The 22,249-nt window shown below is 68.5% G+C and carries 22 protein-coding genes and 2 tRNA genes; 17 read left to right on the top strand and 7 right to left on the bottom strand.

The genetic code is table 11. The annotated features are described in order from the left end of the window. The first annotated feature begins 13 nt into the window (after positions 1 to 13). The 11 genes from IE209_RS23175 to IE209_RS23225 all read left to right on the top strand — a co-directional run bounded on the left by IE209_RS23175 (position 14) and on the right by IE209_RS23225 (position 12,067). The gene (locus IE209_RS23175; protein WP_189689282.1) at positions 14 to 988 is read left to right on the top strand and encodes a Bug family tripartite tricarboxylate transporter substrate binding protein; all 975 of its coding nucleotides are present in this window, start codon (positions 14 to 16) and stop codon (positions 986 to 988) included. 27 nt (positions 989 to 1,015) lie between these two features. After that, positions 1,016 to 1,984, top strand: coding sequence for a Bug family tripartite tricarboxylate transporter substrate binding protein (locus tag IE209_RS23180; RefSeq protein ID WP_189689283.1), 969 nt, complete (start codon positions 1,016 to 1,018; stop codon positions 1,982 to 1,984). A 44-nt stretch (positions 1,985 to 2,028) separates the two neighbouring features. Then, the gene (gene uvrC, locus IE209_RS23185; protein WP_189689284.1) at positions 2,029 to 4,011 is read left to right on the top strand and encodes an excinuclease ABC subunit UvrC; all 1,983 of its coding nucleotides are present in this window, start codon (positions 2,029 to 2,031) and stop codon (positions 4,009 to 4,011) included. A 52-nt stretch (positions 4,012 to 4,063) separates the two neighbouring features. Next, the gene (gene pgsA, locus IE209_RS23190) at positions 4,064 to 4,630 is read left to right on the top strand and encodes a CDP-diacylglycerol--glycerol-3-phosphate 3-phosphatidyltransferase (RefSeq protein ID WP_189689285.1); all 567 of its coding nucleotides are present in this window, start codon (positions 4,064 to 4,066) and stop codon (positions 4,628 to 4,630) included. Continuing rightward, positions 4,627 to 5,526, top strand: coding sequence for a DMT family transporter (locus IE209_RS23195; protein WP_189689286.1), 900 nt, complete (start codon positions 4,627 to 4,629; stop codon positions 5,524 to 5,526). The genes pgsA and IE209_RS23195 overlap by 4 nt, the downstream gene beginning before the upstream one ends. Then, positions 5,523 to 6,608 carry a tartrate dehydrogenase gene (locus IE209_RS23200; protein ID WP_189689287.1) on the top strand — a complete coding sequence of 362 codons (1,086 nt, stop codon included), beginning with the start codon at positions 5,523 to 5,525 and terminating at the stop codon, positions 6,606 to 6,608. Before IE209_RS23195 ends, IE209_RS23200 begins: the two co-directional genes overlap by 4 nt. 248 nt (positions 6,609 to 6,856) lie before the next feature. Beyond that, positions 6,857 to 7,129, top strand: a complete 273-nt coding sequence (locus IE209_RS23205; protein WP_056672701.1) for an HU family DNA-binding protein — start codon at positions 6,857 to 6,859, stop codon at positions 7,127 to 7,129. Positions 7,130 to 7,142: 13 nt separating this feature from the next. Beyond that, positions 7,143 to 7,218 (top strand) — tRNA-Val (locus IE209_RS23210). A 59-nt stretch (positions 7,219 to 7,277) separates the two neighbouring features. After that, positions 7,278 to 9,194 (top strand): SurA N-terminal domain-containing protein, encoded by a 1,917-nt coding sequence (locus IE209_RS23215; protein ID WP_189689288.1) that lies wholly within the window; start codon positions 7,278 to 7,280, stop codon positions 9,192 to 9,194. A gap of 35 nt (positions 9,195 to 9,229) precedes the next feature. Beyond that, positions 9,230 to 9,305, top strand: a tRNA-His gene (locus IE209_RS23220). Positions 9,306 to 9,535: 230 nt separating this feature from the next. Continuing rightward, a complete protein-coding gene (locus IE209_RS23225; RefSeq protein WP_189689289.1) occupies positions 9,536 to 12,067 on the top strand; it encodes a bifunctional diguanylate cyclase/phosphodiesterase in 2,532 nt (843 codons plus the stop codon). A gap of 7 nt (positions 12,068 to 12,074) precedes the next feature. On the opposite strand, the gene IE209_RS23230 is transcribed toward IE209_RS23225, so the two are convergent. After that, on the bottom strand, positions 12,075 to 13,070 hold the full coding sequence (locus tag IE209_RS23230) for an NADPH:quinone oxidoreductase family protein (protein ID WP_189689290.1): 996 nt from the start codon (positions 13,068 to 13,070) through the stop codon (positions 12,075 to 12,077). Between the two features lie 145 nt (positions 13,071 to 13,215). Here IE209_RS23230 and surE point away from each other — a divergent pair, with 145 nt between their 5' ends. Genes surE through rlmD form a run of 5 tightly spaced genes read left to right on the top strand, consistent with a single transcriptional unit; the run spans position 13,216 to position 18,141 of the window. Then, positions 13,216 to 13,992, top strand: coding sequence for a 5'/3'-nucleotidase SurE (surE, locus tag IE209_RS23235; protein ID WP_189689291.1), 777 nt, complete (start codon positions 13,216 to 13,218; stop codon positions 13,990 to 13,992). Then, on the top strand, positions 13,992 to 14,756 hold the full coding sequence (locus IE209_RS23240) for a protein-L-isoaspartate(D-aspartate) O-methyltransferase (protein ID WP_189689292.1): 765 nt from the start codon (positions 13,992 to 13,994) through the stop codon (positions 14,754 to 14,756). Before surE ends, IE209_RS23240 begins: the two co-directional genes overlap by 1 nt. A gap of 13 nt (positions 14,757 to 14,769) precedes the next feature. Further along, positions 14,770 to 15,687 carry a peptidoglycan DD-metalloendopeptidase family protein gene (locus IE209_RS23245; RefSeq protein ID WP_373305411.1) on the top strand — a complete coding sequence of 306 codons (918 nt, stop codon included), beginning with the start codon at positions 14,770 to 14,772 and terminating at the stop codon, positions 15,685 to 15,687. A 1-nt stretch (position 15,688) separates the two neighbouring features. Continuing rightward, positions 15,689 to 16,666 carry an RNA polymerase sigma factor RpoS gene (rpoS, locus tag IE209_RS23250; RefSeq protein WP_189689293.1) on the top strand — a complete coding sequence of 326 codons (978 nt, stop codon included), beginning with the start codon at positions 15,689 to 15,691 and terminating at the stop codon, positions 16,664 to 16,666. 41 nt (positions 16,667 to 16,707) lie between these two features. Beyond that, a complete protein-coding gene (gene rlmD / locus IE209_RS23255; RefSeq protein ID WP_189689294.1) occupies positions 16,708 to 18,141 on the top strand; it encodes a 23S rRNA (uracil(1939)-C(5))-methyltransferase RlmD in 1,434 nt (477 codons plus the stop codon). A 10-nt stretch (positions 18,142 to 18,151) separates the two neighbouring features. Here rlmD and IE209_RS23260 read toward each other — a convergent pair whose 3' ends face one another. Both IE209_RS23260 and IE209_RS23265 read right to left on the bottom strand, forming a co-directional pair. Then, positions 18,152 to 18,505, bottom strand: coding sequence for a hypothetical protein (locus IE209_RS23260; RefSeq protein WP_229883011.1), 354 nt, complete (start codon positions 18,503 to 18,505; stop codon positions 18,152 to 18,154). A 117-nt stretch (positions 18,506 to 18,622) separates the two neighbouring features. Further along, positions 18,623 to 19,321, bottom strand: coding sequence for a Bax inhibitor-1/YccA family protein (locus IE209_RS23265; protein WP_189689295.1), 699 nt, complete (start codon positions 19,319 to 19,321; stop codon positions 18,623 to 18,625). 180 nt (positions 19,322 to 19,501) lie between these two features. On the opposite strand from IE209_RS23265, the gene IE209_RS23270 reads away from it, so the two are divergent. Beyond that, entirely contained in the window at positions 19,502 to 19,909 is a 408-nt protein-coding gene (locus IE209_RS23270; RefSeq protein ID WP_189689296.1) for a GlcG/HbpS family heme-binding protein, read from the top strand. Between the two features lie 155 nt (positions 19,910 to 20,064). On the opposite strand, the gene hemP is transcribed toward IE209_RS23270, so the two are convergent. The 4 genes from hemP to IE209_RS23290 all read right to left on the bottom strand — a co-directional run bounded on the left by hemP (position 20,065) and on the right by IE209_RS23290 (position 22,246). Further along, positions 20,065 to 20,277 carry a hemin uptake protein HemP gene (hemP, locus tag IE209_RS23275; RefSeq protein WP_189689297.1) on the bottom strand — a complete coding sequence of 71 codons (213 nt, stop codon included), beginning with the start codon at positions 20,275 to 20,277 and terminating at the stop codon, positions 20,065 to 20,067. A 112-nt stretch (positions 20,278 to 20,389) separates the two neighbouring features. Then, complete coding sequence (locus tag IE209_RS23280) at positions 20,390 to 20,800, bottom strand: ExbD/TolR family protein (protein WP_189689298.1); 411 nt, start codon at positions 20,798 to 20,800, stop codon at positions 20,390 to 20,392. 1 nt (position 20,801) lies between these two features. After that, positions 20,802 to 21,518: a MotA/TolQ/ExbB proton channel family protein gene (locus tag IE209_RS23285; RefSeq protein ID WP_145551475.1), complete on the bottom strand. Its 717-nt coding sequence runs from the start codon at positions 21,516 to 21,518 to the stop codon at positions 20,802 to 20,804. A gap of 26 nt (positions 21,519 to 21,544) precedes the next feature. Continuing rightward, complete coding sequence (locus IE209_RS23290) at positions 21,545 to 22,246, bottom strand: energy transducer TonB (protein WP_189689299.1); 702 nt, start codon at positions 22,244 to 22,246, stop codon at positions 21,545 to 21,547. Positions 22,247 to 22,249 lie beyond the last annotated feature (3 nt).

A 22,249-nucleotide genomic window follows, 5' to 3' on the forward strand; every position in this document is an offset into this window, starting at 1 on the left:
AAGGAGACGAGACATGCCCATTCCATTTCTGAGCCGCCGGCTGCTGCTGACGGGACTGGCGCTGTGCGCCCTGGGCGCGCACGCGCAGGACCCCTATCCCAGCAAGCCCATCACGTTGATCGTGCCCCAGGCGGCCGGCGGCGCCAACGACGCCATCGCGCGCGTGCTGGCGCAGCGCCTGTCCGAGCAGCTGGGCCAGAGCGTGGTGGTGGACAACAAGCCCGGTGCCGGCGGCACGCTGGCCACGGCCAACACCGCGCGCGCCAAGCCCGACGGCTACACCCTGCTGGTGACGGCCGACAGCGCGCACGTGATCGGCCCGGCGCTCTACAAGAGCCCGGGTTTCGATCCGGTCAAGGACTTCACGCCCGTGGCGCCCATCGCCACGGCCGGCTATGTGTTGGTGGCCAACCCGTCCTTTCCGGCCAACAACGTGGCCGAGCTCATCGCGCTGGCCAAGGCCGCGCCCGGCAAGTACAGCTATGCCTCGGCCGGCAACGGCACGCTGAACCACCTGATCGGCGAGATGCTGCAAAAGGCCGCCGGCATCCAGTTGCAGCACGTGCCCTACAAGGGCTCGGCCGCGGCGGCCGCCGACGTGGCCGGCGGCCAGGTGCCGCTGTCGGTGCAGAGCCTGCCCTCGGTCATCGGACTCGTGAAGAGCGGCAAGCTCAAGGTGCTGGGCGTGGTGAACGAGAAGCGGGTGGCCGCGCTGCCCGACGTGCCGACCATCGGCGAGACGCTCAAGGGCTTCGGCCAGGCACCCTGGTACGCGATGTTCGCGCCAGCCGGCACACCGGCACCCATCGTCGCGCGGCTGCAGGCGGCCGTGGCCCACGCGCTGGAACAGAAGGAGACGGTCGAGAAGCTGGCCGGCGTGGGCTGCGAGCCGTTCAAGGGCTCGGCGCAGCAGCTCGCTGCGCTCGTGCAGTCCGACCTGCCCAAGTGGGCGCGCGTGGTCAAAGAGACCGGCGCCCAGGTGGATTGATTTTTGGAAACCAGGAGACATGAACCCATGCAACGCATTCGACGATCCCTTCTGGCGCTGGCAGCGCTGAGCGCCCTGGCGGGCGCGGCCCTGGCCCAGGGCTACCCGGCCAAGCCCATCACCATGGTCGTGCCCACGGCCACGGGCGGCACGACCGACCTGTCGGCGCGCATGCTGGCCCAGGCCCTGACGCCCGTGCTGGGCCAGTCCGTGGTCGTGGACAACAAGGGCGGCGGCAACGGCGCCATCGCGGCCGCCATCGTCAAGCGGGCGCCGGCCGACGGCTACACGCTGCTCATGCAGTACTCGGGCTACCACGTGATCTCGCCGCATCTCACCAAGGTGCACCAGTGGGAGCAGGCGGATTTCCAGCCCGTGGCCAACGTGATCTCGGCGCCGCAGATCATCGTGGTGCGCGAGGGCCTGCCCGTGAAGACGCTGGCCGAACTCATCGCCTACGCCAAGGCCAACCCGGGCAAGCTCAACTACGCCTCGTCGGGCAACGGTTCGCTGCAGCACGTGACAGGCGCCATGCTCGAGCAGCAGGGCGGCATCAAGATGGTCCACGTGCCCTACAAGGGCACGGGCCCGGCGCTGCAGGACCTGCTGGGTGGCCAGGTCGACCTGACCTTCGGCACCGCGCCGCCCTTCATGCCGCACATCCAGGCCGGCAAGCTGCGCGTGCTGGCGGTCACGGGCAAGCAGCGCCTGGCCAGCCTGCCCGACGTGCCGACCACGGCCGAGGCCGGCCTGCCCAAGGTCGACGCCACCTCCTGGTTCGCGCTGTTCGCGCCGGCCGCCACGCCCAAGGCCGTGGTCGACAAGCTCGTGGCCGATGCGCGCACCGTGGTGCAGAGCGCCGAGTTCCGCAAGAAGGCCGAAGAGCAGGGCGCCACCGCCGACTTCCAGGACCCCGCGCAGCTGGGCGCCAAGGTCAAGGCCGACCTGGCCGGCTGGGCCGAGGTGGTCAAGAGCGCGCGCATCGAGGCCGAGTAGCACCACGGGCCGAGCGGCGGCGAGGGCACGGCCACAATACGGCCATGCCCTCGATGCATTCCGATGAACTGCTCGCCCAGGTCGCCGCGCTGCCCGCGCTGCCGGGCGTGTACCGCTATTTCGACGCTGCCGACCAGCTGCTCTACGTCGGCAAGGCGCGCGACCTCAAGAAGCGCGTCTCCAGCTACTTCCAGAAGACCCACGGCGGCACGCGCATCGGCCACATGGTGGCCAGCATCGCGCGCATGGAGACCACGGTGGTGCGCTCCGAGGCCGAGGCGCTGCTGCTCGAGAACAACCTGATCAAGGCGCTCTCGCCCAAGTACAACATCCTGTTCCGGGACGACAAGAGCTACCCCTACCTCAAGATCACGGCGGCCGGGCCGACCGAGCTATCGACCTCGCGCCAGACCGCACCTTCGGACTTCCCGCGCGTGGCCTACTACCGCGGCGCGGTGGACAAGAAGCACCGCTACTTCGGCCCCTTCCCGAACGCGTGGGCGGTCAAGGAGTCCATCCTGCTGCTGCAAAAGGTGTTTCGCCTGCGCACCTGCGAGGACACGGTCTTCATGAACCGCACGCGGCCCTGCCTGCTCTACCAGATCAAGCGCTGCTCGGGCCCTTGCGTGCACTTGATCGCGCCGGGCGACTACGCCGAGGACGTGCGCAACGCCGAGCGCTTCCTCGATGGCGAAACCCAGCAGGTGCTGCAAGGCCTGGAGCAGCGCATGATGGCCCACGCCGAGAAGCTGGAGTTCGAGAAGGCGGCCGAGCTGCGCAACCAGATGGGCGCGCTGTCGCGCGTGCTGCACCAGCAGTCGGTGGACACCGGCTCGGACAAGGACGCCGACATCCTGGCCGTCAAGGTGCAGGGCGGGCGTGCCTGCGTGAACCTGGCCATGGTGCGCGGCGGCCGCCACCTGGGCGACCGGCCCTATTTCCCGAGCCATGTGGACGATGCCGTGGCGCTGCAGGCGGCCGAGGCCGAGAGCGACGCCGAGGCCGCTGCGCCGGTCGAGGTCCAGGTGCTCGAGGCCTTCATCGCCCAGCACTACACCGGCGTGGCCGTACCGCCGCTGCTGATCACGAGCGAGGCCGTGTCCAAGGACCTGATCGCCGCGCTCTCGGCCGACAGCGGCCAGCGCGTGACCGCCCAGCACCAGCCGCGCGAGCAGCGCCGCCAGTGGCTGGAGATGGCCGAGAAGAATGCCGCCCTGCAACTGGCCCGCCTGCTGGCCGAGGAAGGCTCGCAGCAGGCGCGCACGCGTGCGCTGGTCGAGGCGCTGGACCTGGCGCCGGATGCGCTCGAGCAGTTCCGCATCGAGTGCTTCGACATCTCGCACACCGCGGGCGAGGCCACGCAGGCCTCCTGCGTGGTGTTCCAGAACCACAAGATGCAGAGCTCGGAGTACCGGCGCTTCAAGATCGAGGGCATCACGGGCGGCGACGACTATGCCGCCATGCGCCAGGTGCTCACGCGGCGCTACGCCAAGTTCTCGCCGCAGGCGCTGGCCGAAGCGGCGGCCGCCGAGCCGCAGGCCGAGGGCGCCGCGCCCGCCGCCGCGCCGTCCACGGTCCGCATGCCCGACCTCGTGCTGGTCGACGGCGGCCGTGGCCAGGTGTCCATGGCACGCGAGGTGTTCCAGGCGCTGGGCCTTCCCATCGGCCTCATCGTCGGCGTGGAGAAGGGCGAGGGCCGCAAGGTCGGGCTGGAGGAACTCGTGTTCGCCGATGGCCGGCCCAAGGCCCAGCTGGCGCGCGACTCGGCCGCGCTGATGCTGGTGGCCCAGATCCGCGACGAGGCCCACCGCTTCGCGATCACCGGCATGCGCGCGGCGCGCGCCAAGGTGCGCACGGGCGGCAGCCGCATCGAGGAGATCCCCGGCATCGGACCCAAGCGCCGGGCCCGTCTGCTGCAACGCTTCGGCGGCGTGCGCGGCGTGGCGGCGGCCAGCGTGGACGACATCGCCACCGTCGAAGGCGTCTCGCGCGAACTCGCCGAACGCATCTACAAAGCCTTGCACTGAGAACGCCGACCGGCGCCCGGAGGGCGCACGGTCGCATGCCACAATGCCCGCCATGTTCTGGACGATTCCCACCATCATGACGTGGACGCGCATCATCGCGATCCCGCTCATCGTGGGGGTGTTCTACCTGCCGCTGCCGGCGGCCACCTGCAACTTGGTTGCCACCGTGCTGTTCGTGCTGTTCGCAGCCACCGACTGGCTCGATGGCTACCTCGCGCGCAAGCTCAACCAGACCTCGGCCTTCGGCGCCTTCCTCGATCCCGTGGCCGACAAGTTCCTGGTCTGCGCGAGCCTGCTGGTGCTGGTGCACCTGAACCGCGCCGACGTGTTCGTCGCGCTGATCATCATCGGCCGCGAGATCGCGATCTCGGCGCTGCGCGAATGGATGGCACAGATCGGCGCCTCGCGCAGCGTGGCCGTGCACATGATCGGCAAGCTCAAGACCACGGTGCAGATGGTGGCCATTCCCTTCCTGCTCTACGACGGCCGCTTGCTCGGCTTCATCGACACCGCGCTGTGGGGCATCGTGCTGATCTGGATCGCCGCCGTGCTGACGGTCTGGTCCATGGTCTATTACCTGCAAAAGGCCATCCCCGAGATCCGGGCACGCGCACGATGAGCCTTCCTGCCGGTTGGCTGCGCTCCATGCCGGTGGTCTTCGTGCTGATCTGGAGCACCGGCTTCATCGTCGCGCGCTACGGCATGCCCCAGGCGCCGCCGTTCAAGTTCCTGGCCATCCGCTTCGGGCTGGCCGTGCTGTGCTTCGGCGTCTGGGCGCGGCTGGCGCGGGCCGCCTGGCCGGTCGGGCGTGCCCAGTGGGCGCACCTCGCGGTGACCGGCGTGCTCATGCACGCGGGCTACCTGGGCGGCGTCTGGGCCGCCGTGAAGCTGGGCATGGGCGCCGGGCTGGTGGCCTTGCTCGTCGGCCTGCAGCCCGTGCTGACGGCCGTCTGGGTCGCCTCGCGCGGTGGCCAGGTGGCACCGCGCCAATGGGCCGGGCTGGCGCTGGGCTTTGGCGGCCTGGCGCTGGTGGTCTGGCAAAAGCTCGGCCATGGCGAGGTCGGCAGCCACAACCTGGCGCTGGCCCTGTTCGCGCTGGCCAGCATCACGGTCGGCACGCTCTACCAGAAGCGCTACCTCGAGCCCTGCGCCGTGCCCACGGCCAACTGCGTGCAGAACCTCGCGGCGCTGCTGGCCACGCTGCCGCTGGCGCTGGCGCTGGCGTTGGAGAGCGAGGCGGTGCGCTGGAACGCCGACTTCGTCGGCGCGATGGCCTGGTCGGTGCTCGTGCTCACGCTGGGCGGCAGCTCGCTGCTGTACCTCATGATCCAGCGCGGTGCAGCCACCGCCGTGACCAGCCTGCTGTACCTGGTGCCGCCGACCACCGCGCTGATGGCGTGGGGGCTGTTCGCCGAACCCATCACCGTTTTCACCCTGGCCGGCACCGCGTTGACGGCCTTCGGCGTGGCGCTGGTCGTGCGCCCGCCGGCCACCACCAAGAGGAGCACACCATGAGCAAGAAACGCATCGCCGTGATCGCCGGCGACGGCATCGGCAAGGAAGTCATGCCCGAGGGCCTGCGCGTGATGGAGGCGGCCGCCAGCCGCTTCAACATCGACCTGCACTTCGACCACTTCGATTTTTCGAGCTGGGACTACTGCGAGAAGCACGGCAAGATGCTGCCCGACGATTGGAAGGAGCAGATCGGCGGCCACGACGCGATCTACTTCGGCGCGGTCGGCTGGCCCGAGAAGATCGCCGACCATGTATCGCTGTGGGGCTCGCTGCTGCTGTTCCGGCGCGAGTTCGACCAGTACATCAACCTGCGGCCCGCGCGTCTGATGCCCGGCATCGTGGCGCCCGTGGTGCGGCGCGACGGCAGCGCCCGCGCACCCGGCGAGATCGACATGTACATCGTGCGCGAGAACACCGAGGGCGAGTACTCCTCGATCGGCGGTCGCATGTACGAGGGCACGCCGCGCGAGATCGTGATGCAGGAGACCGTGATGTCGCGCCACGGCGTGGACCGCGTGCTGAAGTTCGCGTTCGAGCTCGCGCAGTCGCGGCCCAAGAAGCACCTGACCAGCGCCACCAAGTCCAATGGCATCGCCATCACCATGCCGTACTGGGACGAGCGCGTGGCGGCCATGGCCAAGGCCTATCCCGAGGTCAAGCTCGACAAGTTCCACATCGACATCCTGACCGCGCACTTCGTGCAGCGGCCCGACTTCTTCGACGTGGTGGTGGCCTCCAATCTCTTCGGCGACATCCTGTCCGACCTGGGCCCGGCCTGCACCGGCACCATCGGCATCGCGCCCAGTGCCAACCTCAATCCGGACCGCACGACGCCCTCGCTGTTCGAGCCGGTGCACGGTTCGGCGCCCGACATCGCGGGCAAGGCCATCGCCAACCCGATCGGCCAGATCTGGTGCGGCGCGATGATGTTGGAATTCCTCGGCCACAAGGATGCGCACGACGCCGTGCTCCAGGCCATCGAGACCGCGCTGGAGCCCGGCAGCGGCGCGCCGCGCACGCCGGACATCGGCGGCAAGGCCTCGACCTCGGACTTGGGCAAGGCCATCGCGCAGGCGCTCTGAGTCGGGCGGCGCAGCGGCGGATGCGCCCTGCGCAAGCCGCCTTGGCAGCCCCATAAATGCGTCTAGAATCCGCGTCCGCGCCGCCTGAGAGACCATGCCCTGCATGCCGTTGAGAGACGGTGGCGGCGGGCCTTGACGCCGCAACAATTCGTGTCCACTCCCCTTGCCAGATGCGCGCCGCTTCTCGTGCGGGCCGTGGAAACATTTCGTGTCGCATCCGACCACACAACCCAAGTGAGGGGCACTTCGTGAACAAGACTGAACTCATCGAACACATCGCCAACAACGCCGACATCTCCAAGGCTGCCGCCACGCGCGCCCTGGAGTCGACCATCGAGGCGGTCAAGAAAACCCTGAAAAAGGGTGGCACGGTGTCGCTGGTGGGCTTCGGTACCTTCGCTGTCGGCAAGCGCGCAGCCCGCACGGGCCGTAATCCCCGCACCGGCGCGGCGATTAAAATCAAGGCTGCCAAGGTGCCCAAGTTCCGTCCGGGCAAGGCGTTGAAGGACGCCTTGAACTGATCCGATTGCAGTGGGGTGCTTAGCTCAGTTGGTAGAGCGGCGCCCTTACAAGGCGTAGGTCGGCGGTTCGAGACCGTCAGCACCCACCACCCACTCCGGCCAAGGCGAACGATCCGTTCGCCTTTCGTATTTCTGCGAGACCATTTTCATGTTCGATTTCGTCCGCCAGCACACCAAGATCATGATGGGGCTGCTGTTCCTCCTGATCATCCCGTCGTTCGTGTTCTTCGGGCTGGAAGGCTATACGCGGATGAACGAAGGCGGCCAGGTCGTGGCGCGCGTGGCCGGCTCGGAGATCAAGCAGGCCGAGTGGGACTTCGCGCACCGCAACGAGGTGCAGCGCATGCTGGCACAGACGCCCAGCCTGGACCCGAGCCTGCTGGATTCGCCCGAAGCCAAGTACGCCACGCTGGAGCGCCTGGTGCGCGACCGCGTGCTGGCCGTCGCGGCCGACGAAGCCCACCTCGTGACCACCGACGCCCGCCTTGCACGCGCCTTGCAGGAAGACCCGGCCATCGCCAGCCTGCGCAAGCCCGACGGCAGCCTGGACGTGGAACGCTACCGCCTGCTCGTGGGCGCGCAGGGCATGACGCCCGAGATGTTCGAGGCCAATGCGCGTCGCCAGATCTCCACGCGCCAGGTCATGGCCGGCGTGGGCGAGTCGGGCTTCGGCGTGGCTGCTGCGGCCGATGCCACTTTCGGTGCCTTCCTGCAGCGGCGTGAGGTGCAGGTCGCGCAGTTCCCGGCCGGCGACTTCAGCGCCGGGCTGCAACCGACCGAGGCCGAACTGGAGGCCTGGTACAAGGGGCATGTGGAACAGTTCCGCGCACCGGAGCAGGCCAAGATCGAGTACGTGGTGCTCGACCTGGATGCCGTGAAGAAGAACATCGCGGTGAACGAGGACGACCTCAAGAGCTTCTACTCCCAGAACAACGCCCAGCTGGCCGGCAAGGAAGAACGCCGCGCCAGCCACATCCTGGTCAACGCGCCCAAGAGCGCTTCGGCGGATGAGCGCGCCAAGGCCAAGGCCCGGGCCGAGGAGCTGTTGGCCGAAGTGCGCAAGAACCCTGGCAGCTTCGCCGACGTGGCCCGCAAGAGCTCCGACGACAAGGGCTCCGCGGCCAGCGGCGGCGATCTGGACTACCTGGTCCGCAGTGCGATCGACAAGCCCATCGCGGACGCCATCTTCGGCCTGGCCAAGAAGGGCGACATCAGCGATGTGGTGGAGTCGGACTTCGGCTACCACGTGATCCAGCTGACCGACATCCGCGCCCCCAAGGTGCCGAGCTTCGCCGAGATGCGCACCCAGCTGGAGGGCGAGTTGCGCACCCAGCAGGCGCAGCGCCAGTTCGCCGAGACGGCAGAGACCTTCACGAACACGGTCTACGAACAGTCCGACAGCCTGAAGCCCGTGGCCGACAAGCTCAAGCTGCAGATCCAGACCGCCACCGTCACGCCCATGCCGGCCGCCGGCGCCACCGGCGCGCTGGCCAACGCCCGTCTGCTCGAGGCCGTGTTCTCGACCGACGCCACGCAGCAAAAGCGCAATACCGAGGCCATCGAGATCGGCACCAACCAGTTGGTTTCCGCGCGCGTGGTCGAGCACAGCCCGGCCCGCACGCAGGCGCTGGCCGAGGTGAAGGACCAGGTCCGTGCGCGCTGGATCGCCCAGCGCGCGGCCGAGCTCGCCAAGCAGAAGGGCGAGGCGCAACTGGCCGAGTGGAAGACACAGGGCGACAAGGCCAAGCTGCCGGCGGCCGTGACCATCGCGCGTGACGACACGCACCAGTTCCCGGCCAAGCTCATCGATGCCGCACTGCGCGCCGATCCGGCCGCCTTGCCGACGCTGCTCGGTGTCGACCTGGGCGAGCAAGGCTATGCGGTGGTCCGCGTCGACAAGATCGCGCCCTCGCGTGCGCTGCCGGCCGAGGCCGAGCAGCAGGTGCGCCAGCAATACGCCCAGGCCTGGGGCGCGGCCGAGACCGTGGCCTACTACAACCTGCTCAAGGAGCGCTTCAAGGTCCGCATGGAAGTTTCGGCGCCTGCGGGCACGCCAGCCCAGTGAGGCTGAAAGCTGGGCTATAATACTGAGCTTTCGTGGTGGCTGTAGCTCAGTTGGTAGAGTCCCAGATTGTGATTCTGGTTGTCGTGGGTTCGAGCCCCATCAGTCACCCCACCGAATTGCCGTGAAGCTTGCTTGAGGCAGGCCCAGCGGCCAGATGCCTGACCTTCCGAAGGTCAGGCATTTTTTTTGGCCGCATGCACCGCAGCGCCGCCCAGCTGCGCATTCGATGCAACAGTAGACGCGAGACTTGGCAGGTGTGCCGCGCAGATGTGCTAGTGTGCGTCGTTGCGTCAAGGTCCTGCGGTCCACTGGCCGCGGGCGTGCCACATGGGAGAACGAGCTTGAGCAGCAGTGGGCATCCATCGGACCAATATGCCGTCGAAGGCGGGTCGGAGGCGGACCACTTTTACCTCGACGAGGGCGCCGAGGCGCCGGGCCTGCAAGGCATGCCGGCCGAACTCGTGGCGGTGTTCGACAACCTGCCCGTCATGGTCTGCTGCATGGACTTCGGCGCGGAGGTGCCAGTGCTGTACTGGAACCGCGAGTGCGAGCGCTGCTCGGGCTACAGCGCTGCCGAGATCGTGGGCAACCCCGGCGCCTTGCAGTTGCTCTATCCCGAGCCCCTGTACCTGGCGCGCAAGACGGCCGACATCCTGGCCCAGGGCCCGCATTTTCGCGGGCTCGAGTGGACGCTGACCAGCAAGGACAACGGCAAGCGGCGCATCGCCTGGTCCTCGGTCGAGGGTTTGGCGATGCAAGGCGGGCAGCGCTGGTGCCTGGGCCTGGACATCACGGCCCATTCGGAGTCGCATCGGCTGCTGCGCGACCGCGACAAGCTGCTGACCTCGGTGTTCCGCCATCTGCCGGACATGGTCTACCTCAAGGATGGCGAAGGCCGCTGGTTGCTGGCCAACCCGACCGCGCGCGCCGTGCTGGGCCTGGCCGAGCAGGAGGGCCGCAGCGCGAGCAGCCTGGAGGTGGTGGAGCCCAGTCGCCCCGCCGCCATCGACCTGGACCACAGCGCGCTGACCGAAGAGGCGACCTGGCAGTCCGGCCGGCTCTCGCACGTGCAGGAGGCCAACGACGATGGCCACGGCAACCTGCGCTACTACGACGTGATCCGCGTGCCAACCTTCGGCCGGCGCGGCCAGCGCCTGCATCTGCTGGTGGTGCGGCGCGACGTGACCGACCAGCGCGTCGCGGCGACCAAGCTGGAACTGGCCGGCCGCGTGCTGGAGCAGAGCACCGACGGCATCATCATCACCGACGCGGACAACCGCATCATCATGGTCAACGCGGCCTTCGCCGAAATCACCGGCTACCAGGTCGAGGAGGTGCTGGGACGCGACCCGAAGTTCCTGGCCTCCGGCCAGCACGACAAGGCCTTCTATGCGCAGATGTGGGCCGTGCTGGCCGAGCAGGGCCGTTGGAGCGGCGAGATCTGGAACCGGCGCCGCAACGGCGAGGTGTATCCGCAGTGGCTGAGCCTGTCGGCGCTGCGCCAACGCGCCACCGATGAGATCACGCACTACGTCGCGGCCTTCTCCGACCTGAGCTCGCGCAAGGCAGCAGAGGAGAAGATCGCCTACCTCGCGAGCAAGGATGTGATCACGGGGCTGCCCAACCGCGCCCAGGCGACCTTGCAGGCCAGTCTCGCGCTCAAGCATGCCGAGCTCGGTAACGACCGCGTGGCCCTGATCGTCATCGACGTCGACAATTTCAAGAACCTCAACGATTCGCTGGGCCACAGCGTGGGCGACCAGCTGCTGCGTGAGATCGGTGCGCGCCTGCTGGGCCAGGCCCGCGAGCGCACCATGGTCGGCCGCCTGAGCGGCGACGAGTTCATGGTGCTGCTCTCCGGCGTGCACAGCACGGCCGAGGCCGCCCATGCCGTGCGCGCGCTGATGGACCTGCTGGGTCAGCCGGTGGTGCTGGGCGATCTGCCGGTGAACGTCTCCGTCTCGGCCGGCATCGCCATGTTTCCGAGCGACGGCACCGACTTCGACACGCTGTTCGGCCGCGCCGACGCGGCCATGTTCGCTGCCAAGCGCAAGGGCCGTGCGGCCTACCAGTTCGCCAGCGCGCTCATGAACGAGGCGGCCATCGACCGGCTGCAGATCGAGACCTCGCTGCGCCGCGCGATCGAGCAGCAGGCGCTGCGCCTGGAGTACCAGCCGCTGGTGCACCTGGCCAGCGGGCGCATCGTCGGTGCCGAGGCGCTGTGCCGCTGGGACGATCCAGAGCGCGGCGCCGTGCCACCCGGCCTGTTCATCCCCATCGCCGAGGACTGCGGCTTGATCGAGGCGCTGGGCGGCTGGGTGCTCAAGACGGCGGCGCTGCAACTGCGCGCATGGCACGATGCTGGCCACACCGAGCTCATGATGGCCGTGAACCTGTCGGCGCGGCAGTTCCAGCGCGGTGTGGTGCTGCAGCAGGTGGAGGACGCGCTCGTCACCTCCGGCATCGCGCCCGACCGCCTCGAACTGGAACTGACCGAGACCGTGCTGCTGCACGATGGCGACGCGGTCATGGCCACGCTGCGCCGGCTCAAGGCACTTGGCACCAAGCTTTCGATGGACGATTTCGGCACCGGCTACTCCAGTTTGGCCTACCTGCGCCGCTTCAAGTTCGACAAGATCAAGATCGACCGCTCCTTCGTCTGCGACCTGATCGACGATCCGGACAATGCCGCCATCGTGCGCGGCATCATCTCACTGGCGCAGAGCCTGGGGCTGTCGGTGCTGGCCGAGGGCGTGGAGACCGACGCCATCGCGCAGCGCCTGAAGCACCTGCAGTGCACCTTCGCGCAGGGCTACCTGTTCGACCGGCCGCTGCGGCCGGAAGACTTCGGCGCGCGGCTCGGCACGCCCTGAAGCGGCCTCAGGCGCCGGGGTTCACGAGCACCAGCTTGCCCTTGACGCCGCGCGAGCCCATGTGGGCGTAGGCCGCCTTGAGCTCGGACATGGGCATGGTGCTGTCGATGACGGGCTTGATCTTGCCCTCGGCGTACCACCGGGCCAGTTCGGCCAGGGCCGCTGCGCTGGCCTTGGGCTCGGCGCGCGAGAAGCCGCCCCAGAACACGCCAACGATGGACGCGCCCTTGAGCAGCGCCAGGTTCAGCGGCAGCGAGGGGATGGGACCCGAGGCGAAGCCGACCACCAGGTAGCGGCCGCGCCAGGCGATCGAACGGAAGACCGGTTCGGCGAATTCGCCGCCCACGGGGTCGTAGACCACGTCGGGGCCCTTGCCGTCGGTGAGCTTCTTGATTTCGTCGCGCAGGCTGCCCGAGGCGGTGTGCTCGCTGTAGTTGATGGTCGCATCCGCACCCAGGGAGCGGCACAGCGCGCACTTCTCCTCGCTCGATGCGGCGGCGATCACGCGCGCGCCCATGGCCTTGGCGATCTGGATCGCCGAAGTGCCCACGCCGCCGGCCGCGCCCAGCACCAGCACGGTCTCGCCAGCCTTGAGCTGCGCGCGGTCGACCAGCGCATGGTGCGAGGTGGCGTAGATCATGATGAAGGCCGCCGCATCCACGTGCGGGAAGCCGGCCGGCAGCGGCATGCAGGTGGCTGCCTGGGCCAGCGCATGGGTGCCGAAGCCGCCGGTGCCTGCCAGGCAGGCCACGTTCTGGCCCACCGCGAGGTTGCGCACGCCTTCGCCCACGGCCTCGACCACGCCCGCGAATTCCGAACCCGGTACGAAGGGCAGCTCGGGCTTCATCTGGTATTTGTTCTGCACGATCAGCAGATCGGGGAAATTGAGGCTGGCGGCGTGGATGCGCACCAGCACCTGGCCGGGGCCGGGCTGCGGCGTCGGCAGTTCCTTCCAGACCAATGCGTCCACGCCCACCGGGTTCTCGCACAACCATGCCTGCATCTCGTGTCTCCTTGGGTTCAGCCTTGAGGGATGGGGCGCATGATAGGCGGCGCCCCGGCCGCGCCGGGCGGCGCTTTGTCCCGCCCGCGACGCCCATGGCACTGCGTAGGGCGCCCCTACAATGCCGGCACTTCGAGCCATGCCCATGAAGATCCTGATCTGCAACGACGATGGTTACCAGGCACCCGGCGTCGCCGCGCTGTACGAGGCGCTCAAGGACGTTGCCGAGGTCGAGGTCATCGCCCCCGAACAGAACAACAGCGCCAAGTCCAACGCCTTGACGCTGAACGCGCCGCTCTATGTGCACCAGGGCGCCAACGGATTCCGCTACGTCAACGGCACACCGGCCGACTGCATGCACATCGCGCTGACCGGGCTGCTCGGCTACCGGCCCGACCTGGTGGTCTCGGGCATCAACAACGGCGCCAACATGGGCGACGACACCATTTATTCGGGCACCGTGGGCGCGGCCATGGAAGCCTACCTGTTCGGCATCCCCGCCGTGGCCTTCTCGCAGACCGAGAAGGGCTGGCAGCACCTGGACGCCGCCGGCGCCACGGCGCGCGCGCTGGTGCTGCAGCTGATGCAGCAGCACGCCGTGGGCGACGCGCCCTGGCTGCTCAACGTGAACATTCCGAACCGGCCGCTGGATCAGCTCAAGCCGGCCAAGGTCTGCCGCCTCGGCCGGCGCCATGCGGCCGAGCGCGTGATCACCATGGACAGCCCGCGCGGCGAAACCATGTACTGGATCGGCGGCGCCGGCGCGGCCAAGGACGGCGCCGACGGCACGGATTTCCACGCCACCGCCCAGGGCCATGTGTCGATCACGCCCTTGCAGGTGGACCTCACCGACCATCCGCGGCTGGCCCATTGGACAGACCTGCTCGCGGGTGTATCGGGCGGGTCGCGTACCGCGGCGTGATGGGCACGCGTCCAAGCTTTCCCGCACGTTTGAACAACGGCCCGGCACCCGTGGCGGCGCCCGCGCGGCCGCGTGCCGCGCTGCCGCCCGTGGCGGCGCCCGTGTCGGCCCGGGCCGACTTCAGCGCCATGCGCCAGCGCATGGTGCGCCGCCTGGCAGCGGGCGGCGTGCAGTCCGCCGCCGTCCTGGCCGCCATGGGCACGGTCGAGCGGGACCGCTTCATCGACAGTGCGCTCGTGGCCCAGGCCTACGAAGACACCAGTCTGCCGATCGGCCTGAACCAGACCATCTCCAAGCCCAACGTGGTGGCCCGCATGTGCGAGCTGTTGCTGGGCGCCGAGCTTGCACGCGAGGGCAAGCCCGCGCGCGTGCTCGAGATCGGCACGGGCTGTGGTTACCAGGCGGCCGTGCTGTCCTTGCTGGCCCGCGAGGTCTACAGCATCGAGCGCCTGCGCGGCCTGCACGAGAAGGCGCGCGAGAACCTGCGCCCGTTCCGGCTGCCGAACGTGCACCTGCTGTTCGGCGACGGCATGGCCGGCTACGCCAAGGGCGCGCCTTATGCGGCCATCATCGCCGCGGCCGGTGGCGAGGCCGTGCCGCAGGCCTGGCTGGACCAGCTGGCCGTCGGCGGCCGCCTGGTGGCGCCGGTGGCCGGGCAGGGCGGGCAGCAGGCCTTGGTGGTGATCGACCGCACGGCCCAGGGACTGCGCCAGCAGCTGCTCGAAGCCGTGCATTTCGTGCCTTTAAAATCCGGCGTTGCTTAAACGGAGTGCGTACATGGTGTTGGGCGTAGGGCGGCGATGGCACGGGGTGGTGGCGCTGATGGTGGCGTTGGCCCTGGGTGCGTGCGCGAGCCGCAATGTGCCTGTGCGCGGTGCACCGGTGGAAAACCGTGGCACCAGCGCAGGCGAACAGATCGCTACGGCGCCGGCAGAGACGCCGGCCAAACCGGTGGACCCGAACGCGGGCAAGCCGGGTTACTACACGGTCAAACCCGGTGACACGCTGATCCGCATCGGCCTGGACACGGGGCAGAACTGGCGCGACATCGTGCGCTGGAACAACATCGAGAACCCCAACCTGATCGAGGTCGGACAGGTCTTTCGCGTGGTGCCGCCGGGCGCCCATGTGGCGGAGAGTGGCGTGGTCACGCGGCCCGTGGCACCGACCAGCAGCGCCCAGGCGACGCCGCTGGGGCCGGCCGCTTCGGCCAGCGCCCCGCGGCCTGCCGCGAGCGCGGCTGCGGCACCGGTCGCCGAGCCTGCTCCTGCGCCTGCGCCAGCCGCACCGCCGGCCGTGGCGGCCGCGGGCGGCAGCGAAGACATGGCCTTCATCTGGCCGGCATCGGGCAGCCTGATCGGCAGCTTCGACGAGGCCAAGAACAAGGGCGTGGACCTGGCCGGCAAGGCCGGCGATGCCGTGCTGGCCGCGGCCGACGGCAAGGTGGTCTATGCCGGTGCCGGCCTGCGCGGCTACGGCAACCTGATCATCCTCAAGCACAACAACACCTACCTCACGGCCTACGCCCACAACCAGTCGCTGCTGGTCAAGGAAGACCAGACCGTGCGCAAGGGCCAGAAGGTGGCCGAGATGGGCAACAGCGACGCCGACCGCGTCAAGCTGCACTTCGAGATCCGGCGCCAGGGGCGGCCGGTCGATCCGCTCAAGTACCTGCCGCCGCGCCCGGCGCCGTGACATGAAGAAGCACAACGCATCCAGCCCAGCCCCCGAGCCAGATGCGTTGCAGGCGCCTTCTTCCGCTGCAGAGGCGCCGCCGTCCGGCGAACGGGCGGCCCTGCTGGACGATGTGCCGCTCGACGGTGAGTCCAGCGACATCCTGACCATGTACCTGCGCGACGTGCGGCGCACTGCCTTGTTCACGCCGCAGCAGGAGTTCGACACGGCCACGCGCGCGCGGGCCGGTGACTTCGAAGCCCGCCAGGCCATGATCGAGCACAACCTGCGGCTCGTCGTCAGCATCGCCAAGAACTACCTGGGCCGTGGCGTGCCCATGAGCGACTTGATCGAGGAGGGCAACCTCGGCCTCATGCACGCCATCGACAAGTTCGAGCCCGAGCGCGGCTTTCGCTTCTCGACCTATGCGACCTGGTGGATCCGCCAATCGGTCGAGCGCGCCGTGATGAACCAGGGCCGTGTGATCCGCCTGCCCGTGCACGTGGTGCGCGAACTGCAACAGGTGCTGCGGGCCCGGCGCACGCTGGAGAACGATTCGGCCTTCCAGGCGCTGCGCCCCGACGGTGTGCGCGTGGACGACGTGGCCTCGCTGCTGGGCCGCGACGTGCAGGAGGTCGCCGACCTGCTGGCGCTGGCCGAGACGCCGCGCTCGCTCGACGCTTCGCTGGACCGCTCCGACGACAGCGGCACCCTGGCCGACACCCTGACCGACGACCAGGCGCCCGACCCGTCCAGCATCACGCACTCGCGCGAGGTCGAGGAACTGCTGGAGACCTGGATCGGTGCGCTGTCCGCGCGCGAGCGCGAGGTGCTGGATGGCCGCTTCGGCCTGCACGACCGCGAGCCGGAAACCCTGGACACGCTGAGCGAGCGACTGAGCCTCACGCGCGAGCGCGTGCGGCAGATCCAGAACGAGGCGCTGCGCAAGCTGAAGCAGCACCTGGGGCGCAACGGCGTCGACCGCGACGCGCTGCTGTAGCTGCGCCCGGGCCGCATGGGGTGGCCTGAGACAATCGGGCCATGTCCGACGTTTCCCCCCAAGATTTGGCTGCCCCCCACGACACCGCGCACGATGCCAGCCCACCGCCCCCCTGGCTGGAGGTGCATGCGGTCGACCTCGAAGCGCAGGGCGTGGCGCGGCGCCCGGACGGCAAGGTCGTGTTCATCGAAGGGGCCTTGCCGACCGAGCGCGTGCTGGCCAACGTGCACCGCAAGAAGAGCCATTTCGAGCATGCGAGCCTGACGGCGGTGCTGCGCGAATCCGCGCAGCGCGTGCAGCCGGCCTGCCCGCATTTCGGCCTGCACGCGGGCGCCTGCGGCGGCTGCAAGATGCAGCACCTGCACGTGGCCGCCCAGGTGGCCGTCAAGCAGCGCGTGCTGGAAGACAACCTCTGGCACCTGGGGCGGCTGCGGCCCGAGCGCGTGCTGCGCCCCATCGAAGGTCCGGCATGGGGCTACCGTGACCGCGGCCGCTTGTCGGTGCGCTACGTGCGCAAGAAGGGCGAGGTGCTGGTCGGCTTCCACGAACGCAAGAGCCGCTATGTGGCCGACATGCGCGAGTGCCGCGTGCTGCCGCCCCATGTCAGCGCGCTGCTGCTGCCCTTGCGCGCCTTGATCGGCGCCATGGACGCGCGCGAGACGCTGCCGCAGATCGAGCTCGCCGTGGGCGCTGACGTGACGGCGCTGGTGCTGCGCCACATGGAGCCGCTCAGCGCGGGCGACATCGCGCAGTTGCGTGCTTTTGCCATCACCCACGGCGTGCAGTGGTGGCTGCAGCCCAAGGGGCCGGACACCGTGCACTTGCTGGACGAAGGCGGGCCGCAGCTGAGCTACCGCCTGCCCGAGTACGGCATCGAGATGCCCTACCGGCCGACCGACTTCACGCAGGTCAATGCCCACATCAACCGCGTGCTCGTGCACCGCGCGCTGGGCCTGCTGGATGTGCAGCGCGACGAGCGCGTGATCGACTGGTTCTGCGGCCTGGGCAACTTCAGCCTGCCGCTGGCGACGCAGGCGCGCGAGGTGCTCGGCATCGAGGGCAGCGAGGCCCTGGTGGCCCGTTCCCGCGACAACTACCAGCGCAACGCGGCAACGCGCGGCAGCCACGGCGCGCTGGCGCCGACGCGCTTTGCCGCGCGCAACCTGTTCGAGATGACGCCCGAGCAACTGGTGGCCGACGGCACGGCGCACAAGTGGCTCGTGGATCCGCCGCGCGAAGGCGCGCATGCGCTGGTCCAGGCGCTGGCCCAGCTGCGCCAGGGGCCAGAGCGCGCCGACTGGCAGCCGCCCCGGCGCATCGTCTATGTGAGCTGCAACCCCGCCACCTTGGCGCGTGACGCGGGCATCCTGGTCCACGAGGCGGGCTACCGCTGCGTGGCGGCCGGCGCGGTGAACATGTTCCCGCACACCGCGCACGTGGAAAGCATCGCGCAGTTCGAGCTGGTGCCGCGCTGAGCGGCGCGGGTCAGGAGCCGCGCGCGCCGCGGCGTTCGGTCTTGCCCTCGGGTGGGCTGCTGGCCACCGATTCCTCGGTGGTTTCAGCCTTGGGCGAGGGGATCACGGCTTGCACGCCCTCGATCTTGTTCTCGCGCATGTATTGGTCCATTTCACGCCAGCCGGCGAAGATGGCCGCACGCGGTGCCTTGGGATTGAGCGCATAGCAGTCTTCCAGGGCGCGCAGGGCATGGCGGCAACCGCCGCCCGTGGCCTTGGCGTCGGCTTCGCGTGCGAGCACCTTGGGGTCGGGGTAGATGCCCGGGATTTCACAGCCCGCCAGCAGCGAGGCGACGCTCAGGATGGCGAGAAGACGTGCAGACATGGGCGGCCTCGTGCAGGGGATGCGTTCATTATCGGCACGGATGCGCGAGACGTTGAGTACTCATTTCGCACAAATGGAAAAGGCCCCGAAGGGCCTTTGTTCCAGTGCAGGAGCGGGTCAGTCGCGCTCGCCGCCCATGATGCCCAGCAGGGCCAGCAAGCTCTGGAACACGTTGAACAGGTCCAGGTACAGGGCCAGCGTGGCGCTGATGTAGTTGGTCTCGCCGCCGTCCATGATGCGCTTCAGGTCGTACAGCATGAACGCGCTGAAGATGCCGATGGCGGCGACCGACAGGGCCATCATGCCGGCCGTGGAACCCACGAACACGTTCACGATGCCGCCCACCAGCAGCACGATCGCACCGACGAACAGCCACTTGCCCATGGACGACAGGTCGCGCTTGATGACCGTGGCCAGGCTGGCCATGGCCAGGAACACGCCAGCCGTGCCGCCGAAGGCCGTCATGACCAGCTCCGCGCCGTTGGAGAAGCCCAGCACCGCGGCGATCAGGCGCGAAAGCATCAGGCCCATGAAGAAGGTGAAGCCCAGCAGCACGGGCACGCCGGCGGCCGAGTTCTTGGTCTTCTCGATCGCGAACATGAAGCCGAAGGCACCGCCCAGGAACACGATCAGGCCCAGCCCGCCGGTCAGCGCGGCCGTGATGCCGGTGGACACGCCCACCCAGGCGCCCAGCACCGTGGGCAGCAGGCTCAGCGCCAGCAGCCAGTAGGTGTTGCGCAGCACCTTGTTGCGCTGCTCCTGGGAAATTTCAAAACCGCCGTAACCGGCGTCGTAGGTGCGGACTTGGTTGGTCATTGGTGGACTCCTCATTGCCTGGATCGGCAGTTGCGGAAATTCTAGGAGGATTCAAGAGGGGCCCTGCAATACCACTAAAGGGTCCGCCCTTATTGCGCCGCAGGGAATTGTCCGGCGGCTCCGGGCCGGCAGGAGGTCGGTTTTGTTTATGCTCACCGTCTTTCCTTTGCAAAGAGCACCATGAAGACCAAGTCCTTTCTCGAACTGTCCGACCTGAAGGCGATCGCCGCCGCCGCCGAAGCCGAGGCGCTCAAGAACAACTGGGCCGTGACCATCGCCATCGTCGACGACGGCGGCCACCTGCTGTGGCTGCAGCGCCTGGACGGCGCGCCCGCCGTGTCGGCCCACATCGCCCCCGCGAAGGCCAACACGGCCGCGCTGGGCCGCCGTGAGAGCAAGGTCTACGAAGACATCGTCAACGGCGGCCGCACGGCCTTCCTGAGTGCACCCGACCTCAAGGGCCTGCTGGAAGGTGGCGTGCCGATCATGAAGGACGGCAACTGCATCGGCGCCGTGGGCGTGAGCGGTGTGAAGTCGACCGAAGATGCGCAGATCGCCCGCGCCGGCATCGCTGCCATTGGCCTGTAATCGCGTCGTCCCCTGAAACAAAAGCCGGCCCATCGGGCCGGCTTTGTCGTTCTGGGCGCGGAAAAAATGCGTGGCTGGCGGGGCAACGCCCGCTGGCTGGCAAAAACGACCCTTGGAGACTGAGGATCAGTCCGGGAGTCGCCCCACGATGAAACTCATTTGGTCAGGATCAGCTTGCCGAGTTTGGTGGTCTGCAGGCGGTAGATCGCGCCGTTGTGCTTGATCTCCACGGCCTTGTGACCGCGCAGCAACTCGTGGCTGTCGACCGCGAGCGCGTCTGCTGCGCTGAGCTGCGCCATGCCGGCAGCGGCGAAGCGTTGGAGCGAGGCGGCGTTGCCGGACATCAGAGGATGGGTGGCTGCGTGCATGGTGTCGGTCCCTTCGTCAACTTGCGATGGAGTTAATGATAACGATTCGCAGTTGAGAGTCAAGAAAAGGGGCGAAGTTTTTTTCGCCCCTCGCCCCCGCAGGGTGGTGTCCTCAGGGCTTGGGCTCGGTGATGAAACCGATCTTGCGCACATTGGCCTGGCGCGCGAACGACATGGCCTGGGCCACGCGCTCGTAGCGCACCTCGCGGTCGCCGCGGATGTGCAGTTCGGGCTGCGGCTCCTTGGCGCCTTCGGCTTGCAGGCGCGGCAGCAGTTCCTCGTCGGTGATGCGCGTCTCGTTCCAGTAGTAGCCGCCATCGGCGGCCACGGACAGGCGGATGGTCTCCGGCTTGGCATCCTCCTGCTCGCTGCTGGCGCGGGGCAGGTCGATGTTCACCGCGTGCTTCATCACCGGGATGGTGATGATGAAGATGATGAGCAGCACCAGCATGACGTCGACCAGCGGCGTCATGTTGATCTCGTTCATCACCTCGTCGGCGTCGTCCTGGGTGCCGAAGGCCATCTCATGCTCCCTTCTTCATGGCCACGACGTTGGCGGAACCGCCCGTGGCCACGCGCGCACCGGTCACGAAGTAGGCGTGCAGGTCGTGCGCAAAGCTGTTGAGCTTGTTCAGCACCGACTTGTTGCCGCGCACCAGCGCGTTGTAGCCCAGCACGGCCGGAATGGCGACGGCCAGGCCCAGTGCCGTCATGATCAGCGCTTCGCCGATGGGGCCGGCCACCTTGTCGATCGTGGACTGGCCCGACAGGCCGATGGCCAGCAGCGCATGGTAGATGCCCCAGACCGTGCCGAACAGGCCCACGAACGGCGCGGTGGAGCCGACCGAAGCCAGAACCGCCAGGCCCGACTGCATGCGGGCCGTGGTGGCGTCGATGCTGTTGCGCAGCGTGCGCGTGACCCAGTCGCTCACATCCAGCGTGTCGTGCAGATGGGCCTTGGTGTTGCGGTGGTGGGCGGTGGCTTCACGGCCTTCTTCGGCCAGGCGCAGGAAGGGGTTGCTGGGGTCCTTGCCCAACTTGGCCATGCCGGTGGCGAAGTCCTCGCTGTGCCAGAAGCCGTCGGACGCGTTGGCCATCTTCTTGTAGCGGATGATGTCCAGCGTCTTGATGAGGATCACGATCCAGGAGGCCAGCGACATCGCGAGCAGCATGATGGCCACGCCCTTGGTCACGAGGTCGCCTTGTTGCCAGACGTTGGCGAGGCCGAAATGGGATTCCATGCGTTACTCCAGAAAGAAGAAAGAGATTATTCGAGGACGTAGTTGACCGGCGCTTCGTACCACATGGCCTGGACCACGCCGTTGACCTTGCCCGGCACGTAGCGGCATTTCATGACGTACTCCATGGCCGAGCGGTCCAGCCGCTCGAAGCCGCTGGAGCGCTTGATCTCGGCGCGCTCGGGCTGGCCATTGATGCCGATCAGCACGCGCACCAGCACCTTGCCCTGTTCGCCCAGGCGCCGGCTGATGGCCGGGTAGACGGGGCTGGGGTTCTGCAGGTAGCTGGCGTCGCTGGACGGCAGCTGGATCTTGGGCGGTGCCGGCGGTGCGGGCGGCGGCGGTTCGGGCGCCGGCGCGACGGGCTGCTCGATCGGCGGCAGCGGCGCCGGCGGGGCGACCACGCCGGTCGGGGCGGCCGGCGCCGGTGTGGGATCCTGGATCGCCTGGGGCTGCGGCGGTGGCGGCAGTGTCGGCGCCTTGGGCTTGACCACGGGCTTTTGCACCTTGGGCGGCGTCGGTGGGGCCGGCGGCGGTGGGGGAGGCGGCGTCGGCTTGGGTGGCTCGATGAACTGCGACATGATCTCGACCGGCACGATCACCTCGACGGCGCGGACCAGCAGCCCGCTCTGCAGCGCCCACAGGGCCGCGGCGTGGAAGGCGATCACGCTGCCGACGATGACCGTGTTGCGGCTCAGGCCACTGCGTTCGGGGTAAGTGCTGGAAGCCATAGT

The sequence above is a fragment of the Pseudorhodoferax aquiterrae genome, from assembly GCF_014652235.1.
GTDB classification, from domain to species: domain Bacteria; phylum Pseudomonadota; class Gammaproteobacteria; order Burkholderiales; family Burkholderiaceae_C; genus Pseudorhodoferax; species Pseudorhodoferax aquiterrae.